The sequence below is a fragment of the Streptomyces sp. NBC_01294 genome, from assembly GCF_035917235.1.
GTDB lineage: Bacteria > Actinomycetota > Actinomycetes > Streptomycetales > Streptomycetaceae > Streptomyces > Streptomyces caledonius.
Map to the genome: position 1 here is coordinate 1,317,408 of NZ_CP108423.1, position 20,267 is coordinate 1,337,674.

At 74.2% G+C, this 20,267-nt stretch carries 19 protein-coding genes and 1 pseudogene; 7 read left to right on the plus strand and 13 right to left on the minus strand.

What is annotated here, in order from left to right:
• The first annotated feature begins 63 nt into the window (after positions 1–63).
• Positions 64–522: a MarR family winged helix-turn-helix transcriptional regulator gene (locus tag OG534_RS06130; protein ID WP_326587051.1), complete on the plus strand. Its 459-nt coding sequence runs from the start codon at positions 64–66 to the stop codon at positions 520–522.
• A gap of 76 nt (positions 523–598) precedes the next feature.
• Here OG534_RS06130 and OG534_RS06135 read toward each other — a convergent pair whose 3' ends face one another.
• Complete coding sequence (locus OG534_RS06135) at positions 599–1,006, minus strand: RidA family protein (protein WP_326587052.1); 408 nt, start codon at positions 1,004–1,006, stop codon at positions 599–601.
• Between the two features lie 152 nt (positions 1,007–1,158).
• On the opposite strand from OG534_RS06135, the gene OG534_RS06140 reads away from it, so the two are divergent.
• On the plus strand, positions 1,159–1,707 hold the full coding sequence (locus OG534_RS06140; protein WP_326587053.1) for a TetR/AcrR family transcriptional regulator: 549 nt from the start codon (positions 1,159–1,161) through the stop codon (positions 1,705–1,707).
• 111 nt (positions 1,708–1,818) lie between these two features.
• Here OG534_RS06140 and OG534_RS06145 read toward each other — a convergent pair whose 3' ends face one another.
• The 3 genes from OG534_RS06145 to OG534_RS06155 all read right to left on the minus strand — a co-directional run bounded on the left by OG534_RS06145 (position 1,819) and on the right by OG534_RS06155 (position 4,973).
• On the minus strand, positions 1,819–2,958 hold the full coding sequence (locus OG534_RS06145; protein ID WP_326587054.1) for an MBL fold metallo-hydrolase: 1,140 nt from the start codon (positions 2,956–2,958) through the stop codon (positions 1,819–1,821).
• A gap of 73 nt (positions 2,959–3,031) precedes the next feature.
• Positions 3,032–4,249, minus strand: a complete 1,218-nt coding sequence (locus tag OG534_RS06150; protein WP_326593495.1) for an aminotransferase class I/II-fold pyridoxal phosphate-dependent enzyme — start codon at positions 4,247–4,249, stop codon at positions 3,032–3,034.
• 151 nt (positions 4,250–4,400) lie between these two features.
• Positions 4,401–4,973, minus strand: a complete 573-nt coding sequence (locus OG534_RS06155) for a TIGR03086 family metal-binding protein (protein ID WP_326587055.1) — start codon at positions 4,971–4,973, stop codon at positions 4,401–4,403.
• 188 nt (positions 4,974–5,161) lie between these two features.
• Between OG534_RS06155 and OG534_RS06160 the strand changes: the two genes are divergently transcribed.
• Positions 5,162–5,983: a methyltransferase domain-containing protein gene (locus tag OG534_RS06160; RefSeq protein ID WP_326587056.1), complete on the plus strand. Its 822-nt coding sequence runs from the start codon at positions 5,162–5,164 to the stop codon at positions 5,981–5,983.
• Between the two features lie 84 nt (positions 5,984–6,067).
• Here the strand turns inward: OG534_RS06160 and OG534_RS06165 are convergent, their stop codons facing one another.
• From OG534_RS06165 to OG534_RS06175, 3 genes are all read right to left on the minus strand, one after another.
• Complete coding sequence (locus OG534_RS06165) at positions 6,068–8,035, minus strand: DUF5107 domain-containing protein (RefSeq protein WP_326587057.1); 1,968 nt, start codon at positions 8,033–8,035, stop codon at positions 6,068–6,070.
• Between the two features lie 182 nt (positions 8,036–8,217).
• On the minus strand, positions 8,218–9,117 hold the full coding sequence (locus OG534_RS06170; RefSeq protein WP_326587058.1) for an arginase family protein: 900 nt from the start codon (positions 9,115–9,117) through the stop codon (positions 8,218–8,220).
• A 4-nt stretch (positions 9,118–9,121) separates the two neighbouring features.
• Entirely contained in the window at positions 9,122–9,697 is a 576-nt protein-coding gene (locus OG534_RS06175; RefSeq protein WP_326587059.1) for a GNAT family N-acetyltransferase, read from the minus strand.
• A gap of 40 nt (positions 9,698–9,737) precedes the next feature.
• Here OG534_RS06175 and OG534_RS06180 point away from each other — a divergent pair, with 40 nt between their 5' ends.
• Entirely contained in the window at positions 9,738–10,463 is a 726-nt protein-coding gene (locus OG534_RS06180) for a hypothetical protein (RefSeq protein WP_326593496.1), read from the plus strand.
• Positions 10,464–10,472: 9 nt separating this feature from the next.
• On the opposite strand, the gene OG534_RS06185 is transcribed toward OG534_RS06180, so the two are convergent.
• From OG534_RS06185 to OG534_RS06200, 4 genes are all read right to left on the minus strand, one after another.
• Positions 10,473–12,476 (minus strand): prolyl oligopeptidase family serine peptidase, encoded by a 2,004-nt coding sequence (locus OG534_RS06185; protein WP_326587060.1) that lies wholly within the window; start codon positions 12,474–12,476, stop codon positions 10,473–10,475.
• 13 nt (positions 12,477–12,489) lie between these two features.
• Positions 12,490–13,839 (minus strand): M20/M25/M40 family metallo-hydrolase, encoded by a 1,350-nt coding sequence (locus OG534_RS06190; protein WP_442807041.1) that lies wholly within the window; start codon positions 13,837–13,839, stop codon positions 12,490–12,492.
• 1 nt (position 13,840) lies between these two features.
• Entirely contained in the window at positions 13,841–14,674 is an 834-nt protein-coding gene (locus tag OG534_RS06195) for a M55 family metallopeptidase (protein ID WP_326587062.1), read from the minus strand.
• A gap of 153 nt (positions 14,675–14,827) precedes the next feature.
• Entirely contained in the window at positions 14,828–15,271 is a 444-nt protein-coding gene (locus OG534_RS06200) for an SRPBCC family protein (protein WP_326587063.1), read from the minus strand.
• Between the two features lie 1,217 nt (positions 15,272–16,488).
• Between OG534_RS06200 and OG534_RS06205 the strand changes: the two genes are divergently transcribed.
• The 3 genes and pseudogenes from OG534_RS06205 (at position 16,489) to OG534_RS06215 (ending at position 18,982) form a co-directional block, all read left to right on the plus strand.
• Positions 16,489–16,707, plus strand: a complete 219-nt coding sequence (locus OG534_RS06205; protein WP_326587064.1) for a hypothetical protein — start codon at positions 16,489–16,491, stop codon at positions 16,705–16,707.
• Between the two features lie 93 nt (positions 16,708–16,800).
• Positions 16,801–17,289 (plus strand): annotated as a pseudogene (locus OG534_RS06210) (Rv2578c family radical SAM protein); the annotation flags it as partial.
• A 112-nt stretch (positions 17,290–17,401) separates the two neighbouring features.
• A complete protein-coding gene (locus tag OG534_RS06215; protein WP_326587065.1) occupies positions 17,402–18,982 on the plus strand; it encodes an alpha/beta hydrolase in 1,581 nt (526 codons plus the stop codon).
• A 3-nt stretch (positions 18,983–18,985) separates the two neighbouring features.
• On the opposite strand, the gene OG534_RS06220 is transcribed toward OG534_RS06215, so the two are convergent.
• Positions 18,986–19,402: a RidA family protein gene (locus tag OG534_RS06220; protein ID WP_326587066.1), complete on the minus strand. Its 417-nt coding sequence runs from the start codon at positions 19,400–19,402 to the stop codon at positions 18,986–18,988.
• 12 nt (positions 19,403–19,414) lie between these two features.
• Positions 19,415–19,966, minus strand: coding sequence for a HEAT repeat domain-containing protein (locus tag OG534_RS06225; protein WP_326587067.1), 552 nt, complete (start codon positions 19,964–19,966; stop codon positions 19,415–19,417).
• Positions 19,967–20,267: the final 301 nt, after the last annotated feature.

The window sequence follows — 20,267 nt, forward strand, 5'->3', positions numbered from 1 at the left end:
CGCTTCGGGTTCTAGGGTCTTCCTCAACGGGCGATCTTGAACAGCGAACGGAGCGGATCCACCATGGAGTACTCGCACGACGACGCCGAACTGATCCAGCAGCCCATCGGCTACTGGAGCTGGGCCGCCTACGACGCGGTCGTGACCCGCACCCGCGGCGCGCTCGCCGGGATCGGCACCACCCAGCCGCAGTGGTGGATCCTGGCCCAGGTGGCCCAGGCCTCGGAGGTGAAGACCCGCGAGGAGGTGACCCGGATCCTGCAGGGTTACCTCGCCGTCGGCGGCGAGATGGTGGCCGAGGAGATCGACACGGCCATCGCCCGGGGCTGGATCACGCAGGACGCCGAGGAGCGCCTCGGGATCACCTCCGAGGGGAGGGAGTTCTTCGACAAGGCCGCGGCCCTGCAGAAGGAGCTGTGGGCGGAGCGGCACGCCGGCATCTCGGACGAGGAGTACCTGGCCACCCTCAAGGTGCTGCAGCGCTTCATCCACAACACGGGCGGCCGGGCCTGGCACCACTAGGGTGCGGCGGGGTCCGGTCGCGCGGTCGATGGGCGGCGGTCGACGGGCGGACCGCGGCCGATGGGCGCCGGGGGGGCTACTCGATGACCGCGGTGGCCTCGACCTCCACGAGGAGGTCCGGCTCCCCCAGCGCCGCAACGCCCAGCAGGGTGATCGGCTTGACCGGGTCGATCCCCAGCGCGGCCGCCGCCCGGCCCACCCCCTCGCCCAGCAGCGGCATCTTCTCGGGGCTCCAGTCGACGACGTAGACGGTCAGCTTCGCCACGTCGTCGAAGGAGCCGCCGATCTCGGTCAGCGCCGTGTTGATGTTGCGGTAGCACTGTTCGACCTGTGCGGCGAGATCCCCTTCACCGACCGGCCGGCCATCTGCGTCGCGGGCGACCTGCCCCGCGAGGAACACCAGCTTCGATCCCGTGGCGATCGACAACTGCCGGTAGACATCGGGCTTCGGCAATCCCTCGGGATTGACCAGCGTGACGGACATGGGCCCTCCTCGGCATCCAGGGCGGCAGGAGCAGCAGCCCATCGAAGCATAGCGATGCTATGTAATATGGCGCCATGGCGAGGGTGAAAGATCCGCGGGTCCGTTCTCAACTACTGGACCGAGCGGCGCAGATGCTCCGGACGCGGCAACCGGTGACGCTCCGCTCGCTGGTCGCCGGCACCGGCGTATCGACGATGGCCGTCTACACCTACTTCGGCGGCATGGACGGCCTCTGGAAGGCATTGCGGCAGGAGGGCTTCACGCGCCTGGCCGCCAAACTCGCGGCCGTGTCGACGTCCGCGGATCCGGTGCGCGACCTCGCCGCCCTGGGAGCCGCCTATGTGTCCAACGCCCTGGAGAACCCCGATCTCTACCGCGTCATGTTCGACGCGGGCTTCGAACTCGAGGACGCCGACGCGGCGGACCGGTCCCTGCACTGCCTGGTCGGCGCCGTCGAGCGCGCCAAGGCGGCCGGCCGCTTCCGCGACGACGTCGACCCGCTGGAACTCGCGACGCAGAGCTGGGCCATCGGCCACGGACTCGCTTCGCTCGTCGCCACGGGCCCCCTGCCGCGCGAAGCGCTCTCCCACAACGTCCCTCTGATGACCGCCCTGTTCGTCGCCGCGGGAGACGAACCCGGCCGGTGCCGCCGGTCGGTCGAGCTCGGCTGGGGGACGGACGGGCGTCAGGACACCGCCTAGCGGACCTGGATGCCCGCACCGTACGGCCGGCCGGCGCTGCGGCAGATCGCCGTGCTCGCGGTACCACGCGCCGCCACGCCGGGTCGTACGTGGTCCGTCCCCTCCGGGGACCTACGGGTCGGGCAGGGTGCGGGAGGCGCCGATCGGGAGGTCCCACAGGTCGTCGCGGGGCAGGCCCGCGCGGGACCATGCGGACCGGGTGCGGTGCAGGGGTTCCATGACCGGTTCGGCGGAGAGGACGAAGGTGGCCCAGTGCATGGGGGCCATCCGGCGGGCACCGAGGTCGAGGCAGGCCCGGACGGCTTCCTCCGGGTCGGCGTGGACGTCGCCGAGCCACCAGCGGGGGGCGTAGGCGCCGACCGGCAGGAGGGCGAGGTCGATGCCGGGGTGCCGGCGGCCGATCTCGCCGAACCAGTGGCCGTAGCCGGTGTCACCCGCGAAGTAGACCTTCCTCGGGGCCGGGCTGAGGGTGTCGGTGAGGATCCAGCCGCCCCACAGGGACCGGCAGGTGTCGATCAGGGACCGCTTCGACCAGTGGTGGGCGGGGACGAACTCGAAGCGTACGCCGTCCAGTTCGGCCGATTCCCACCAGTCGAGATCGGTGACCCTGGTGAAGCCGCGGCGGCGGAACCAGCCGGCGAGCCCGGCGGGGACGAACAGGGCCGTGTGCCGGGGCAACCGCTTGACGGTGGGGGCGTCGAGGTGGTCGTAGTGGTTGTGGCTGATCACCACCGCGTCCACTGGCGGCAGATCCTCCCAGCGGACCCCGACGGGAGTCATCCGGGTCGGCGTACCAAGGATCCGCCGGGACCAGACGGGGTCGGTCAGCACGGTCAGCCCGCCGGTGCGCAGCACCCAGCCGGCGTGCCCGGCCCAGGTGACGCAGACCGTGCCGGGGGGCGCGGCAGGCAGCGGATCCGGCTCGTACGGCAGGTCGGGGATGCCGCGCAGCCCTTCGGGTCCGGGCCGGAAGGCGCCCTCGCGGGCGAGCCGGGCGAAGGCGCGGACGCCGGGGAGCGGGGCGGTCAGCCGGTCGGCGAAGGAGCCGGGCCGGCGGCGGTGCGCACCGAGCGGGCGCGGGGCGGAGGGACACTCGGGCTCCGGCGTCGGGGGCTGCGCCGGTGTCGGCGTCCGTCCCGGTGCCGGTGCCGGTGCCGGTGCCGGTGCCGGTGCCGGACGGGGCGCGGGCCGTACCGGCGCTGGTGACGCGGAGGCGTGGGCCGAGGCGGTGGCGTCCGTCCGGTCCCTCATCGAGAAGTCTCCGTTCCGGTTCGGTCGGGTCGGGGTCGGGTCGGGGCAAGGCGGCGTCGGGGCGGCCGGGGGGTCAGGCCAGGCCCGCCAGGACGGAGCCGAGGAGGTCCAGGGAGTTCTGTACGTGCGGGAGCGCCAGCGGATCACGGGCGGTGAGGGCCGCCAGCCGCTCCTGCGGGGTGGCGCCCAGCAGCGGCCCGGTGGACAGCCTCACCCGCAGCGCGCCCAGTTCGTCCGCGAACCGCTGTCCGCCGGGCGTGGCCGCGCCGAGCCGGCCGCCCAGCCAGCCCTCCAGTTCCATGGCGTCCGCGACCCCGTGCCGCGCGAGTCCGGCGCGCAGTGGAGTGAGGTCGGCGTACAGGTGCCGGCCGGCCTGCGGGGGCCGGGCCAGCACCCCGGATTCGAGCAGTCGCCGGTGCGCGGCGGCGGCCACCATGCCGTGCAGGGCGGCGGCCGCGGAGGCGCGTCCGGCGACGGCTTCGGGTTCGTCGAGGGCGTGCGCGGCGGCGCCCGCGACGGGTCCGGCGACCATCGCACCGGTGGCGGTGAGGACGTCGAGGGTGCGGGCGCACAGCCAGGTCCCGCGCGGGGTGCCGGGGAAGCGGACCACGGCGGCGGGCCAGCCGGCGGGCAGCAGCGCGCCCGACAGGTCGACCAGGACGGCGGCCCGGTCCGGGAGCATCTCGGCGGGGCTCAGCACCAGGGTGTCGCGCGGGCGGTGGACGGTGTCGCGCCAGCTCTCGTCGCTGACGACGAACAGTCCGGCGGATTCGGCGGCCTCGCAGGCCTCGTGCACCATCTCGGGCGGCGGCACGGTCGCGGTGGGGTCGTCGGCGACCGACAGCAGCAGCACCCGCGGGTCGCCGCCCTCGGCGCGCACCCGCCGTACGGTCTCCAGCAGCGCGTAGGGGTCCGGTACGCCGCCGCACTCGGCCGGGGTCGGTACGTGATAGGCACGCCGGCCCAGCAGCCGGACCTGCGGAGTCCACCAGGCGGGACAGGGCCGGGGCAGCATCACGTCGCCCCCGTACGCCCCGAGCAGGGCCAGGAGCAGGGCGGGGGCTCCGGGTCCGGCGGCCACGTTCTCCGGCGAGGTGGCGAGCCCGCGCCGCCCCCAGTGCCGGCAGGCGGCCTCGCGCAGGGACGCCCCGCCGCCCGGGGGTTCGGGGGCGGAGCGCCCGGCGGCCGCGGCGAGGACGGCGAGCAGCTCGGGCAGCACGGGCAGGCCCGGCTGGGGCGCGGGCGGGCCGTACCGGACCGGGCCGCGGCCCTCCGTCGCCGTGCGCTGCATCCCCGCCACCGCTTCCCGCCTTCCGCGCTCGCCTCGCCGCCCTCGTGCTGCCGCGCTCCCTGCCGCCCTCGTGCTGCCGCGCTCACCGATCACGACCTTTATACGATTATTTAAGGCTGTATGCCCGTTATCGCAGCCTCGATCTCGGACCTCAGCCCTTCCGCCCCACCAGCGCGAGGAGCCTGGTCTGCGCGTTCGCGCCCGCCGGGACCTCCAGCGGCGGGTCGTACGCACCACTGGCCGCGAGCTCGTCGGCGTACGGCATGACCTCCTTGATGGAGAACTCGACGAGGCCGTCGGGCAGCCGGTCGTCGGCTCCGATGCCCCGGACGAGGTCCCAGGTGTGCACGACGCAGTCGGCGGTCAGCTGCGAGCAGTACGCCGACCCGAGCGCGGGCCCGTACGAGAGCCGCACGGTCCGGTCCAGCGCGCCGGGCGCGGCGAAGGCGGCGTGCGCGGCGGCCGAGGCCCTGTCCCAGGCCGCGACCGGGTCGTCACCCAGCACGTCGCCGGAGAACGCGTCGCCGACGTCCTCGACCGTGCGCCCGTCGGTGACCAGCGGCGGGATCCAGAGCTGTTCCCCGGCGACGTGGTTGACCAGCTCCCGCACGTTCCAGTCCCTGCACGGGGTGGGTGCGTCCCACTGATCGCCCTTGACGGCGCGCACCCGCTCGCCGAAGAGCCGCAGCGCCTCGGCGTGCCGTTCGAGCAGCGTCTCCGGCATGGCTCTCACCGTCCTCTGCCATGGGATGTCCCCTGGAGCCACTCTCCTCGCACCCGCATCGCCCTGCCACCGACCCGCCCGATCCCCTTGCCCCACATTAAGGTTGTCCACATGTCAAAACGGCAATCTCAGATGCCGAACTGATCGTCTACCGTGGGATGCACGCTTCGACGAGGAGGGGTACGGCCATGAACGCCGCCAAGGAGACCGCCGTCTACACGCACGGCCACCACGAGTCGGTCCTGCGCTCGCACCGCTGGCGCACCGCCGAGAACTCCGCCGCGTACCTGATCGGCGAGCTGCGCCCGGGGATGTCGGTGCTGGACGTCGGCTGCGGCCCGGGCACGATCACCGCGGACCTGGCGGAGCTGGTCGCGCCGGGCGGCCGGGTCACCGCCGTCGACGCCGCCGAGGACGTCCTCGCGCAGGCCCGCGCCCACGCGGAGGAACGCGGCCTGGGCGCCCTCGTGTCCTTCGGCACGGCGGACGTCCACGCGCTGGACTTCCCGGACGACTCCTTCGACGTGGTCCACGCCCACCAGGTGCTGCAGCACGTCGGCGACCCGGTGCAGGCGCTGCGCGAGATGCGCAGGGTGTGCCGGCCGGGTGGGATCGTGGCCGCGCGCGACGCCGACTACGCGGCGATGACCTGGTACCCGGCCGCGCCGGGCCTGGACGACTGGCTGAGCCTGTACCGGCGGGTCGCCCGCGCGAACGGCGGCGAGCCGGATGCGGGGCGGCGGCTGCGGGGGTGGGCGCGGGAGGCCGGGTTCACGGACGTGACCTCATCGGCCACGGCCTGGTGTTTCGCCACGCCGGAGGAGACCGGTTGGTGGTCGGCCCTGTGGGCGGAGCGGACGACGGCCTCCGCGTACGCGGCCAATGCCATCGGCGGGGGGCATGCGAGCGGCTCGGACCTGGCGGCCGTTGCGGAGGCCTGGCGGGCGTGGGGGGCGGAGCCCGACGCGTGGTTCTCGGTGCTGAACGGCGAGATCCTCTGCCGGGCCTGACCACAGGGGATGCGGCCGCGGCTCCGCTGCCGGGGCTCCGCCCCAGACCCCGCGCCTCAAACGCCGGCGGGGCTGTATTTCAGCCTAGCCCGGTGGGCGCATGCGGAAGTCGTAGGTCGGGGGCAGGGGGCGGTCGGTGAGGGTGGACCAGACCTCGGAGAGGGTCTCCTCGCCCTCCCGGAGGTCCGCGAGTTCGAAGCCGTCCTCGAAGACCCGGCGGGCCGCCGCCACATGGCCCTCCGCCGCGAGCAGCCGCGCGGCGAGGAGCCGGAAGCGGCCCTCCTCGCGCAGGGCGGGCCGCAGCCGGTCCCAGACGGCGCGGGCCTGCGCCAGGCGCCCGGCGGCGAGGAGGGCCGTCATCGCCTCCTGGCCGAGCGCGGACTCCGCCGCCGTCCACGGCTCCTCGCCCCGGCTCTCCGCGGCCAGGTGCTCGAAGGCCGCCGCGTACCCGTCGGCCGCCCGCCCCGGATCGCCGGCCAGCGCGTCCGCCATCGCCAGGCAGCGCAGCAGGGGCCACCGGGAGGGGACCGGCGCCAGCCCGCGCTCCCAGCTCCGTACCGCCTGGGCCACGTCCCCGGCGTGCCACTGGGCCACGCCCAGGTGGTACTCGGTCAGCGGATCGGCCGGAGCCGTCTCCAGCATGTCCCGCCAGTGCGCGGCGACCAGGCTCGGCCCCGGCGGGAGCGCCCGGCGCGGAGCGGGGAAGACGCCCGTGCGCCACAGCTCCAGCCACGGCTCCTGCTCCGGGCCGAGCATGGACTCCTCGAAGGGCGTGCCCGGCAGCCTGAGGCCCCCGCACAGCACCTCCAGGGCGCCCCAGCCCGAGCCCGTCGCCAGCCGCTCCCCCGGTTCGGTGTCGGCGCAGCCGCGCCACGCCTCGTACGCCGCGTCCACCCGCTCCCGCGGGAGTACGGCGTCCAGCGCGCTCTCGGCCGCGCCGCGGGCCGCGGTCCAGTCGTCTCCGTGCACCCGCGCGGGCTCCGCCGACAGCGGTCCGTACGCCTCCAGCCAGCCGAACTCCCCGCCGCCCTCCAGCCGTACGTGCTCCAGCTGGGTCCGGGCCAGCCCGGCCTGGATCTCCGCGTAGCCTCCGGTGCCCGGCTCGGTCAGCCACTCCTGCCAGCGCCGGCCGCCGCCGCCCGCGCCCCACACGAACAGCTTGCGCCCGCGCAGCAGGGCGGTGGAGGTCTGTACGAGCCCCTGCCCGGCGGCGTCCAGGGCGGCGATCCAGGGCCGGGCCGCGCCCTGGACCTCGTAGAAGAAGTCGGCCGGATACGCGCTGCCCAGCGGGTAGGTGCGGTCCGCGCCCTCCCACCGCGGCACCGGGACGCGGCGCAGCGAGCGCTCGTACCCGAAGTGCCAGGCCTCGTCGGCGGGGGCGAGCACGCGGGTGCCCGCGTCCTCCGGGACGGCGATGTTGGACCACCAGTAGACGGGCGCCGGCCGCTCGTGCGGATTGCGCACGCGGACGCCGACGTAGAGGAACTCGGAGTCCTCCGGCAGCCACAGGTCCACCTGGAAGGGCAGGTCGCGCAGCCGCTCCCACTCCCACAGCCGGACCATCACGCCCCCGTCGGGGGCCGGGACGAGCGCGGCGTGCAGCGGGGCGCAGGACAGGGCGGTGTGCCCGGTCGCGCCGATGTTCCACTCGATGCCGCCGGAGAACCAGGCCCCGTTCAGCGCGAAGTTGGCGGGCTGGAACACCGGGTTGCGGTACAGGAGTTCGCGTCCGGTCGGCAGGTGTACGAGCGAGTGGACGCGCCCGCCGAGTTCCGGGAGCACGGTGACCCGCAGGTGCTCGTTCTCGATGACGACCGCCTCGAACTCCCGCTCCGCGCGCTCCCGTCGGTACCCGTCGCGGATCCGTACGGGCAGCAGCGAGCGCAACGGCTCGTACCCGATCTGCCGGGCCATGTCGCGGGGCAGCCCGTCGCGCGAGCGCGCGTCCAGGACGTGCACGCCGTCGGGCGCGCGCAGGGCGGGCAGCGGGCTCTCGGGGCCCAACGGGGCTGCGGGGAGGGTCAGTACGGCGCGTCGGACGGTGGTGGCCATGAGGGAAATGGAACACGCCGCGGCGGCCGCTGCACAGAGGTTCCGCGGATGACCACCGGTCAGGATGACGTGAAGGCACCCGCAGACCCCGTACGCGGACCCGCGCGCAGCCCCGTGCCCGGACGCGTGCCCGGACGCGCGCGCAGAGCGCCCCGCAGCCCTGCCCGCAGCCCCGCCGGGCGCTACGCGAACGCGCCCGCCACCAGGTCGGCGAGGAGCGCGCCCGCGCGTCCCTCCGGGTCCAGGTCCGGGTCGTAGATCGTGACGTTGATCCCGACGCAGCGCGGCGAGTGCACCAGTACCGCGAGGAGTTCGGCGAGTTCGTCGGGGATCAGGCCGCCGGGGTCGGGGCTGTCCACGGCCGGCATGACGCCCGGGTCGAGCACGTCGGCGTCGAGGTGCACCCAGAATCCGGCGGTGGCCGGCGGGTGCAGCCCCTCCAGCGCGGCCCGCGCGACCGGCCCGGCGCCTCGATCGCGGATCGCCCCGACGGTGGCCGCAAAGATCCCCGCGGCGCGCAGCTCCGCGAGGTCCGGGTCGCCGTTCCGCAGCCCGAAGAGGCGCACGTCCTCGTCCCGCAGGTACGGCGACCGGCCCTCCAGGTCGGAGAGATCGGCCTGGCCGCGCCCGGTGGACAGGGCCAGCTCCTCGCCGCCGGCGGCGCCGACGGGCCCGTTGACGGCCTCGTTGCCCGGATGGCGGAAGTCGGCCGAGCCGTCGATCGCGGCCAGTCCGTACCGGCCGAGGCGGCGCATGGCGAGGGCGGCGCCGAGCTGGATCGAGCAGTCGCCGCCGAGCACGACGGGGAACTCCCCGGCGCGCAGGTGCCGTTCGATCCGGTCGGCGAGGGTGACGGTGTACGCGGCGAGGGCGGCGGCGTGGAACACGCCGTCGCCCTCCTTCCAGTCGCCGCGGTCGTAGCGCGGCGGGACGACCACCCCGCCCTCGCGCGCGCCGAGACGGGCCAGCAGGCCCTGTTCGCGCAGGGCCCCGGCGAGCTTGTAGACGCCGGGTACGGTGCCGGGCGCGGGCGGGCGCAGGCCGAGGTTGGACGGGGCATCGAGGAGCACGAGGGTTCGCATGCCCTCATCCTGTGCGATGCGCCCCCTCGGGGGTCGGCATTTCGGCGGTGACGGCCCAGCGCTCGTGGTCGCGCCAGGCGCCGTCGATGTGGAGGAAGTCCGGGGAGAAGCCCTCCAGCCGGAAGCCGGCGCCGCGGACCAGCGCGATCGAGGCGGTGTTGCCGGGCTGGATGTTGGCTTCCAGGCGGTGCAGGCCGAGGCCCTCCCCGGCGGGGGCGAAGGCGTGCGCGAGCACCAGGCCGAGGGCTTCGCGCAGCAGCCCGCGCCCGGCGGCGTGCGCGAAGGCCCCGTAGCCGAGGGCCCCGCACTGGAAGGCGCCGCCGACGATGTTGTTGACGTTGACGAAGCCGGCCAGGGCCCCGGTCCCCAGCTCGCACACGAGGAACCCGGCGCGGCCGGCGCCCTCGGTGAGCCGGGTCGCGTAGGGCTCGTACTCCTCGACGGTGGTGGGCGGGAACAGCCAGGGGCGGTGGAGGTCGAGGCTCTCGTGCGCGCGCGTGGTGAACTCGGGCCCGTCGGCGAGCCGGAAGGGGCGCAGGCCCACCCGCGCGCCCTCCCGCAGGTACGTGGGAAAGGTCATCTTCCGAAACTAATGCCGTGGCAGGATCTCCGGTGTGATCATCACTCGCGACACCCGGGAACTCCTGCTCGCCGCGGCGCGCAACAACGCAGACTGGTGCGACGCGGTCGTGCGCGGCCACGGACCGGCCGGCGCGTTCGCGCCGGACCACTGGGCGAGCGCCCGCCGGACCCCGCCCCTCTACCCCGATGCCGTGACCCTCGCCCCCGGCGCGGCGGCGGCCTCGCTGGTAGCCGGGATCGACACCGAGGCCCCCGGCTGCTCGGTGAAGGACAGCTTCGCCGACCTGGACCTGGCCGGGCACGGCTTCGAGGTGCTGTTCGAGGCCGAGTGGATCCACCGCCCGGCCGGAGCCCCGGTCCCGGAGGCGGCGTCCGGCCCGGAGTGGTCGCAGGTCGCCACCGCCCGGGAGCTGGAGGCCTGGGAGGCCGCCTGGAGCGGCTCGGAGAGCACCGGGCTGTTCCGCCCGGCCCTGCTCGGCGAGGACATCGTCTTCCTGGCGGCCCGCTCCGGCGGCCGGATCGTGGCCGGGGCCGTGGCGAGCACCGGCGGCGGTGTCGTAGGCCTGTCCAACCTGTTCGCCCACGACGACGCCGGCGAAGACGTAGCCGTCGACGCCGTCTGGGCGGGTGCCCTCGCCGCTATCGCCGCCCGCCGGCCGGACCTGCCGGTCGTGGGCTACGAGCACGGGGAGGACCTCGACGCCGCCGTCCGCGCGGGCTTCACCCCGATCGGCTCGCTGCGGATCTGGCTCCACACCGCCTGACGGAGCGCCCTACGTCCGGAGTTCCAGCCGCGGGATGTCGGTCCGCTCGATGCCGAAGACCTGGGCGTACAGGGACAGTTCGGCCTCCAGCGCCCGGATCATGGTGTCCGCCCGCCGGAAGCCGTGGCCCTCGCCCTCGAAGGCCAGGTAGGCGTGCGGCACCCCCCGGCCGCGCATGGCGGCCAGGAGGCGTTCCGCCTGGGCCGGGGGGCAGACCGGGTCGTCCAGCCCCTGGAGCAGGACGAACGACGCCGTGATCCGGTCGGCACGGGCCACCGGGGAGCGTTCGCGGCACACCACGGCGAGGGTCTGCGGCGGCCCGGCGAGGCCGTCGATGTAGTGCGATTCCAGGTCGTGGGTCTCCTCGGCGAAGCCGCGCAGGTCCAGTACCGGGTAGATGATCGCGGCGCAGGCGTACAGGTCGGTGGCGGCGAGCGAGGCCGCGGCCGTCCAGCCGCCCGCGCTGGCGCCGCGGATGGCGAGCCGGGCGGGGTCGGCGGTGCCCTCGGCGGCCAGTGCCCGGGCCACCGCCGCGCAGTCCTCCACGTCGACCACGCCCCATTGCTCGCGCAGCCGCTCCCGGTAGGCGCGGCCGTAGCCGGTGGAGCCGCCGTAGTTGACCTCGACCACGCCGATGCCGCGCGAGGTGAAGTACGCGATGTGCAGGTCGAGTACGGGCGGCACGTGGTCGGTGGGACCGCCGTGCGCCCACACCACGTACGGGGGCAGTTCGTCGGCGGCGGCCCGGCAGGCCGGGTGGTGCGGCGGGTAGACGTGGGCGTGGATCTCCCGGTTGTCGGGGCCGAGGAAGGTCCGGCTCTGCGGCTCCGGGTAGCAGGCCGGGTCCACCGGGTCCGTCGCCTGCGCACCCACCGCCCGGGCGTGCCCGGTGGCGGTGTCCAGCTCGACCACCTCGTACGCGCTGCGCGGGCTGGCGGCGACCCCGTAGACGCGGGTGCCGTGCACGGCGAGCGTCGGCTGCCAGGCGGTCCACGGCCCGGCCGCGTCCACCAGGTCGCCGCTCTCCGGGTCCAGGACGCCGAGCACCGGGGAGCCCTGGCCGTGCAGGACGGCGACGAGTCCGTCGGGCAGCGGGGCGAGCCAGCGCAGCCCGGGCTTCCACAGCGGGCCGCCGAACTCCTCGTCGCGGGCGCAGAGGTTGACCGCCCCGCCCGTGTGAGGGTCCACGCGGTACGGGTTCCACCAGCCGCCGCGGTCGCTCACCGCGAGGAGGGTTCCGTCGGCGGCCCAGTCGGCCTGGGCGACCGCCTCGCCGGGGCCGCCGAGCACGGTGCGGGTCCCGGCCAGTGCGCCGTCCGCGGTGACCTCGGCCAGCTGCAGCTCGGTGCCGTCCCAGGGCATCCGGGGGTGGTCCCACACCAGCCAGGCCGCGCGCCGGCCGTCCGGGGAGAGCCGGGGCCCGGTGGTGAAGCGGTGCCGGTCGTCCGTCAGCTCCCGTACGGCGGCGCGGTCCCCGGCCGCCGACCCGTCCAGCGGTACGGCGGCCAGCACCCGGCGCACGTCGGTCGGCGCGGGCCCGGTGAACTCCTCCAGCACGCACCAGACCTCACCGCCGCGCAGCACCGGGTCGGCCCAGCGCAGCCCGCCGCCGGTCGCGGACACGGGGGTGAGGGGCCGCGGCGCGGGGCCGCCGGGCGCGTCGGGCTCGTACGCGTACAGCCGCTGGTCGGCGAAGTGGACGAAGACCAGCAGGGGCCCGCCGGCGGGCCGTTCGGCTCCGGCCCAGGGCCGTCCGCCGTACTCGGTGACCCGGCTGCGCACGTTCCACGGCGCGGGCAGCTCGGTGACGTGTGCGCCGGCGGGGCCGTCGTCGGCGGCGAGCCGGCGGCGGACCAGGGTGCGGCGGCCGGCCTCCTCGGGCCTGGGCTCGGTCCACCACACCTCGGGGCCGACCGTGCCGACGTACTCGGGACGTCCGTCGAGCGAGGCGGCGAGCGCGGCGTCGATGGGTGAGGGCCAGCTTCCGTAGGGCCGGGTCTGCGCAGCCATCATCACCGGGCCCCGCTCACAGGGTCCGCAGTGCGTGGTCGAGGACGCGGACGCCGAAGTGCAGGGCCTCGACGGGCACCCGCTCGTCCACACCGTGGAAGAGGGACCAGTAGTCGAAGCCGGGCGGCAGCTTCAACGGGGAGAAGCCGTAGCCGGTGACGCCGACGCGGGAGAACTGCTTGGCGTCGGTGCCGCCCGCCATGCAGAAGGGCACCACGTGCCCGTCCGGGTCGAACCGCTCGACGGACTCGCGCAGGATCGCGTACGTCCGCCCGTCCACGGGGGCTTCGAGGGCGACCTCCCGGTGGTGGAACTCCCACCGAACGTCGGGGCCGGTGAGGGCGTCCAGGGTCGCGATGAACTCGCGCTCGCCGCCGGGCAGCATGCGCCCGTCGACGTAGGCGGTGGCCTGTCCGGGGACCACGTTGAGCTTGTAACCGGCGCTGAGCATCGTCGGGTTGGCGCTGTTGCGGACGGTCGCCTCGACCAGGGCGGCGGCCGGGCCCAGTTCGGCGAGGACCGCGTCGAGGTCGAAGCGTGGGTGGCGCGGGTCCACCGACAGGCCCTGGAGGGCGGCGAGTTCCCTGATGCAGGCGGTGACGGTGTCGGTGAGGCGCACCGGCCACTCGTACGCGCCGATCCGCGCGACAGCGGCGGCGAGGCGGGTGACGGCGTTGGCCCGGTTGGGCTTGGAGCCGTGGCCGGCGGTGCCGTGCGCGGTCAACTTCAGCCAGGCGGTGCCCCGTTCGCCGGCCGCGATCGGGTAGAGGGCCCGGCCGGGGGCGGTGTGCACGGTGAAGGCGCCGGACTCGCTGAGGCCCTCGGTGCAGCCTTCGAAGAGGTGCGGGTGCCGGTCGGCGAGGAAGCCGGATCCGTCGATCGCGCTGTCCTCCTCGTCGGCGGTGTAGGCGATGACGATGTCCCGCCGCGGCTTCACCCCGGCGCGCGCCCAGGCCCTTACGACGGCCAGCACCATGGCGTCCATGTTCTTCATGTCGACGGCGCCGCGGCCCCAGACCACGCCATCGCGGACCTCGCCGGAGAAGGGGTCCACGCTCCAGTCGGCGGCCTCGGCCGGGACCACGTCGAGGTGACCGTGGACGAGGAGGGCGTCGGCGGAGGGGTCAGTGCCCTCGATCCGGGCCACCACGTTGGTGCGGCCGGGGGTGCGCTCCAGCAGGAGCGGCTGCAGACCGGCGGCGGCGAGCCGCTCGGCGACGTATTCGGCGGCGGGTCGCTCGCGGCAGTCGCCGCCGCCCCGGTTGGTGGTGTCGATCCTGATCAGGCCGGAGGTGAATTCGACCGCCTCGTCGAGCGCCACCTCGTCCACGGCGTCGACAGGGGCCTCGGTGTCGATTGCGCGCATGTCAGCCATACTGCTCCTCCACGGCCGCCGAGACGACCGTCGTGACCGCCTTGAAGGCCCGGATCCCCTCGTACATCGTCTCGCTGGTGTACGCGACCCGCCGTTCCCCGCACCGCTCCACGCCCGGGACCACGGTCGCGGCCATGGACAGGTGCTCGGCGTCGAACTCCAGCTCCACGGAGAAGGGGCCGCCGAGGACCGGCTCGTGCCGTACCGCCAGGGCGGTGGCCTCCTTGGCGGCGGTCCGGATGTCGGCGGCGGTGCGGGCCGGGGTCCGGCAGACGGCGGCGTAGCGCGAGACGTGGTCCTTGACCGCGACGGTCACCGCGTCCGGGGCGTAGCCGGCGGCGTCGATGCAGGTCAGGTCGTCGCCGGTGACGAGGATGACGGGGACGCCGTACTCGGCGACGACGTGGGCGTTGAGCAGCCCCTCGCTGGCGCGCACCCCGTTGACCCAGACGCCGGTGATGGAGTTGGCGAGGTAGGTGTGGGCGAGGACGCCCTCGGTGCCGGCGCCCGTGTGGTATCCGACGAAGGCGATGCCGTCGACGTCGCCGCGCTGGACGCCCTCGACCATGGAGAGGGTCTTGTGACGGCCGGTGAGCATCTCCGCGCGGGCGTCGAGCCGCTCCAGCAGCAGATTGCGCATCGTCCAGTGCGCCTCGTTGATGACGACCCGGTCGGCGCCGCCGTCGTGGAAGCCGAGCACGGCGGCGTTGACGTCGGAGGTGAACATTCCGCGGCAGCGTTCCCACTGCGGCGTGCCGGGCAGCACGTCGGCGGGCCAGGTGACGCCGGTGGCGCCTTCCATGTCGGCGGAGATGAGGATCTTCATCGGGCCCCCGGGCGGTCGGTAGCGCTCAGGGCCCCCACCCTAGCCGCCCGTGCCCCGCCTGCCGCGGGGCCACGCCCGGCTTCCGGCGGCCCACCCGGGCCGGGAAATCCACCCGATCCGGTGAGCCGCCCACCGCCCGGGCAGCGCCCGGGCTCAGGCCTCGACTTCGGCGGCCAGGTTCGCGAGCAGGGTGTCGTAGATCCGGCCGAGGCCCTTGGGCGCGAAGGTGCGCTCGAAGAAGCCGCCGATGCCGCCGGCGCCGTCCCACACGGTGGTGACGACGGCCTTGGACTTGCCCTCGCCGGCCGGGGTGACCAGCCAGGTCGTGACCATGGAGGAGTTGCGGTCCTTCTCCACCAGCTGTCCGTCGGTGGGCTCGGTGACCTCGAGCAGGCAGTCGCGTACGCGCTTGCTGGTGGCCTGGAGCTTCCAGTGCACCAGCGTGCCCTCGCCGTCGCCGCCCTCGCGCACCTCGTACTCGCTGAAGTGCTCGGGCAGCACCTTGCCCCGGATCCCGGTGTAGTCCGCCAGCGCGTCGAACACGGTCTCCGCGTCGGCTGCGATGATCCGCTCCGTGGTGGCCTCGACCTGCGCCATAGCTGTTCCTCCAGCAGTTGTGTCCCGCTCGTCACGGCGAAGCCAACCACCTCCGGCCCGGCCGCCCAAATCCGTCCCGCGCCCGGGCCGCGCCCACCTCGGCCGCGCCCGGCCCCGGGCCGTCCGGGTCCGGCCGGGCGGGTCACCAGGATCCGTACATTCGGATCAGGGCGTGGACAGGGGACCGGGAAGCGCGTAGGCATGCCGCCGGATGCCTTCCACGTCCTCGGGGGTCGTGGGGGCCACCCAGTCGAATTGCCCTGTTCTCGGGCGCTCACAGACTGGGCCCCACAAGGCATGAGAGGGCGTCACCACACGGCAAAGCCCCGGTCATCCGATGACGACCGGGGCTCACGTAGTGCGTCGGTACCGGTGGGGCCGCTCTAACGAGTCGTCCACCAGGCGACCCCACTTCCAGCGGCTGTCGTGGCCAGCGTGATCAGCCATGCGGGAATGCGCTGAATGGTCAAGTGCAGCCCACCCAAGCGAAGTTCAACTGAAGGTCGGCCCGTCGGAGCGGAGGGCTCGGGAACCCCATGCTGCACGGCCTTGAATTTGGGTGCATTTTTCGGTGCTGATCGCATGCGGACCTCTTGCCGTGAGGGTTGGGCAATGCGTCAAGCCTCGCAAGGACGCGCCCGCCAGGCAAGAGAATCTGCGAAGGAACTCCATGATCACCGTAAAATCTGCTGTCCAGCGCTCGCTGACGGTCACCGAACCGTACATTTTCCGTTAGCAGATGCTTCCCTACGGCCCCATGCACCCAACCCGCGACTTCCGGCTCACGCGCCTCAGGCACGTCAGTGGCGTGAAGACGCCCCCGCCGCGCGGCAGGGGCGCCCGTCGGGGGCAGTCGGCTGGGCCCATGAGCCCGAACCCTTCCTTCACTCCGGCTGCCGGCGTTTCCGTCCGGGGCGTGACAGCCAGGCCGTCCACCGCCCGCACGACACGGAATGCCATCGTGCTCGGTGGCGTTCCGATGTTCTCCACCCGCTCCCAAAGCGGGTGCTCCACCTCTGGGCCGCATCCCGTTGCGCGGGCCATGGGCCGGGTTGTAGCCTGTCCGGGATCGCCAACTACCGGTTAGGAAAACCCATGTTGAACGCGTGGCAGCTACAGGCGTAACCGCCTGTCGACCGCTGAAGGCCTCGTGCCTCGCCCCTAGGTGAGGTGTGCCCTCAGTCAGCGGTTCGCCACCACAACATGGAGGAACGGTAGTGTCGACCAACACGACCCATCAGCGCGCGTGCAGTCATCCCGGTCGTGACATCACGATCGTGGCGCTCCTCGCGTCCCTTATCGCCCTCGTCACGTACATCGTCGTCATGGCATTGAAGGCCGCTGCGCTCGTCGGCCTGGGATCGGCGGGCAGTGCGTTCGCTGCCGCGTTCACGGCAGGCATGGTGGTTCTTCAGTACGTCAAGCGCGACACCTAGTCAGGCTCCGTGGGGGGCGGCTATCGAGTCGCCCCCCGCAACGCGCCCTCGTCCGGACCGTGAGGCCGGGTGCGGTACACCGCGACTCTCGAGACCGTCGGGTTGACCGACACCCCGCTCTGGCGGACCGTCGAGCCCGGCACCCCCTCCCCCGCCGCCCGGCTGGGCGCCGTACGGGCCCTGACCGACGCCGGGATCGAGTGCGGTGTGCTGATGGCCCCGGTGATCCCCTTCCTGGGGGACGCGCCGGAGCAGCTGCGGGCGACCGTCCGGGCCGTCGCCGAGTCCGGCGCGACCTCCGTGACACCCCTGGTACTCCATCTGCGGCCCGGGGCGCGCGAGTGGTTCACGGCCTGGCTCGGCGCGCACCATCCCCACCTGGCGCCGCGCTACGAGCGGATGTACGCGGGCGGCGCGTCCGCGCCCACCTGGTACCAGCGCCGGATCACCCGCCAAGTCCACGAGCTCGCGGCGGAATTCGGCATCGGCCCCTCCCGGCGGGGGGCGGCCCGCGCCGTCGTCACGCCCGAGCGCCCGGCCGGGGCGGCGCCCGCCGCGGCGACCCAGCTCAGCCTCCTCTGATGCCCGGCACCCCCTGAACGGTCATCACATCGGGCCAATACGCAGCCCAATCCCGCCTTCCAGGCGTGTTTTCCGGGACGATTCCGCCCAGAACCCTCGGCTGGGAGGCCCCATGCTCCACCCCTTGAAGAAGCGCGCCGCTGTCCTGCTGTCGATCTCCACCGTCGCCGCCGCCCTCGCGAGCCCGGTCACGGCCGCGCCGGCGGCTTCTTCCGCGGCGGCCGCACCGGCACCGGCGCAGGCCGCGCTGGGCTGGACCGGCTGCGCGACCCCGCGTTACCCCACGCTGCAGTGCGCGTCCCTCAAGGTGCCCCTCGACCACGCCCGGCCCGGCGGCCGGCAGATCACCCTCGCGCTGACCCGGGTCCCCCACACCGCCGCCATCTCCCAGGGCCCGCTGCTGGTCAACCCCGGCGGGCCGGGCGGCAGCGGCCGCAGCCTGGCCGGGTTCGTCGCCTCCGCCCTCCCCAAGGAGGTGGCCGCCCAGTACGACGTGATCGGCTTCGACCCCCGGGGCGTCGGCAAGAGCGAGCCCTCCCTCGACTGCGGGTCCGGCCACTTCACGCCCGTGCGGCCGGACTCCGTGCCCGTGGACGAGGAGACCGAGCGGGCCAACCTGGACCGGGTGCGGGCCTTCGCCGAGTCCTGCGGCTCCAAGCACGCGGACGTGCTGCCGCACATCGGCACGGTCTCGGCCGCCCGGGACATCGAGGTGCTGCGCGGCGCCCTCGGCGCGGAGCGGATCAGCTACTTCGGCTACTCGTACGGCACCTACCTGGGCGCGGTGTACGCCAAGCTCCACCCGGGCCGGGTGCACCGGCTCGTCCTGGACTCGGTGGTCGACCCGGGCGGGGTCTGGTACGAGGACAACCTCGCCCAGGACCGTGCCTTCGACGCCCGCCACAAGGCGTTCCTGGCCTGGGTGGCGCAGCACGACGCCACCTACCGGCTCGGCACCGACCCGGTGCAGGTCGAGGAGCGCTGGTACGCGATGCGGGAGGCGCTGCGCGGGGCCCCGGCGGGCGGCAAGGTGGGCCCGTCGGAGCTGGAGGACACCTACCTGCCGGGCGGCTACTACAACGGCTACTGGCCGAACCTCGCCGAGGCCTTCGCGGCGTACGCGGTGAAGCAGGACCCGAAGCCTCTGGTGGCGGCCTACGAGCGGTTCGGCGCGGTGGAGCCCTCCGCGGGCAACAGCTACAGCGTCTACACGGCGGTGCAGTGCCGGGACTCGGCCTGGCCGAGGGACTGGAACGAGTGGCGCGCGGACATGTGGCGGACGCACGCCGAGGCGCCGTTCATGACCTGGAACAACGCCTGGTACAACGCCCCGTGCGCGTTCTGGCCGACGGAGCCGCTCCAGGCCCCGGACGTGACCAACGCGGACCTCCCTCCCGCCCTCCTCCTCCAGGCGACGGAGGACGCGGCGACCCCCTTCGCCGGGGCGCTCAGCATGCGGGACAAGCTCAAGGGCTCGGCCCTGGTGGTCGAGGAGGGCGGCGGCAACCACGGCATCTCGCTCAGCGGCAACAAGTGCCTGGACGAGAAGGTGTCGGCGTACCTGAGGACCGGGACGGCCGCGGACGCCACCTGCCCCGCCCCGGCGGCCCCGAAGCCGGCCACGGCGACCCGGGCGGTTCCCCCGTCGGCGGGCGGCGCGGGCCTGCACGGCCTGCTCGGCTTCCGGGGCTGACGATCAGCCGGCCGGCAGCACCGCGAAGGCCTCCACCTCCAGCAGCAGTTCGGGCCGGAACAGTGCGGCGACCTGGACGGCCGAGGACGCGGGCAGCCGGTCGGCGGGGATGACGGCGTCGCGCGCCTCCCGTACCGCCGGGAGGTGCGCGACGTCCGTCACGAAGTACGTCAGCTTCACGACGTCGTCGAAGGTCGCCCCGGCGGCCGCCAGGCAGCGCCGGAGGTTCTCGAAGACCTGGCGGGCCTGCGCGGCGGGGTCGCCCTCGCCGACGACCGCGCCCTTCTCGTCGAGGGCGCACTGCCCCGAGACGGCGACGAACCGCCCGGTGCCGGTGACGACGTGGGCGTAGCCGGCGGCGGGGGCGACCCCTTCAGGTGCGGGTATGCGGGTGAGGTGGCCGGTCCGGTGATCAGTCATGGGCCGATCCTGTCATCCGAGCCCGCGCAGGGCGGCCGTCGCGGCCACCGCCAGGCGGGGGTGGGACTGGGCGCGGGTGAGGAGTTCGCGGGCCCGGGGGTCGCCGAGGGCGCCGAGGCCCTCCACGCAGGCCAGGGCCACCCGCCAGTACGGGTCGTTCGGGGACAGGAGCCGCGACAGGGTGGCCAGCAGGGCCGGTACGGACTCGGGGGCGCGCAGGGCGGTGAGCAGCCGGACGGGCTGCAGGGCGTAGGCCGTGCGCAGGCCGTTGGTGGCGAGGGCGGCGGCCGCGCGGGCGGTGCGCGGGTCGCCGAGGACGGCCATCGCCTCCGCGGCGGCCGCGCAGCGGGGCGGGTCCCGGTGGTTGAGCAGCAGCACCAGCGGCTCGAAGGCGCGGCGGTCGCCCGCGAGGCCCAGCCGGTACGCGGCCAGCTCGCGGGCCCACAGGGGCAGCCCGGCCGAGGTCAGGGAGGCCGCCAGGTCGTCGGGGCCGGCCGCGAGCAGCACCTCGTACTCGGGTGACTGCCCCGCCTCCGCCCGCAGGCGTTCCAGCACGTCGTTCACCCGGCCACCCTAGGGGGACGGAGGGGGTCGGCACGCCGGGTTCCCGGAGTTGGACAACGCCGGTTGATCGATGATCGATGATCGGTACATTTGGGCGGTACAGGTCACATCTCCGCGCTCTGGCGGACCAGTTACCGGCGAGTTACTGTCCTTACAACACGTACGAGGGCGGCCTGGTGACGCAGCCGCCTCGTGTCGGTCGGTTCGTATGCACGGCGTGATCCCGGGACAGGGCTGCGCCGTTTCCACCCCCGGGACTCGTTCCCGCCGGGTTCTCTCCCCTCGGGCCCGCATCCCTCCG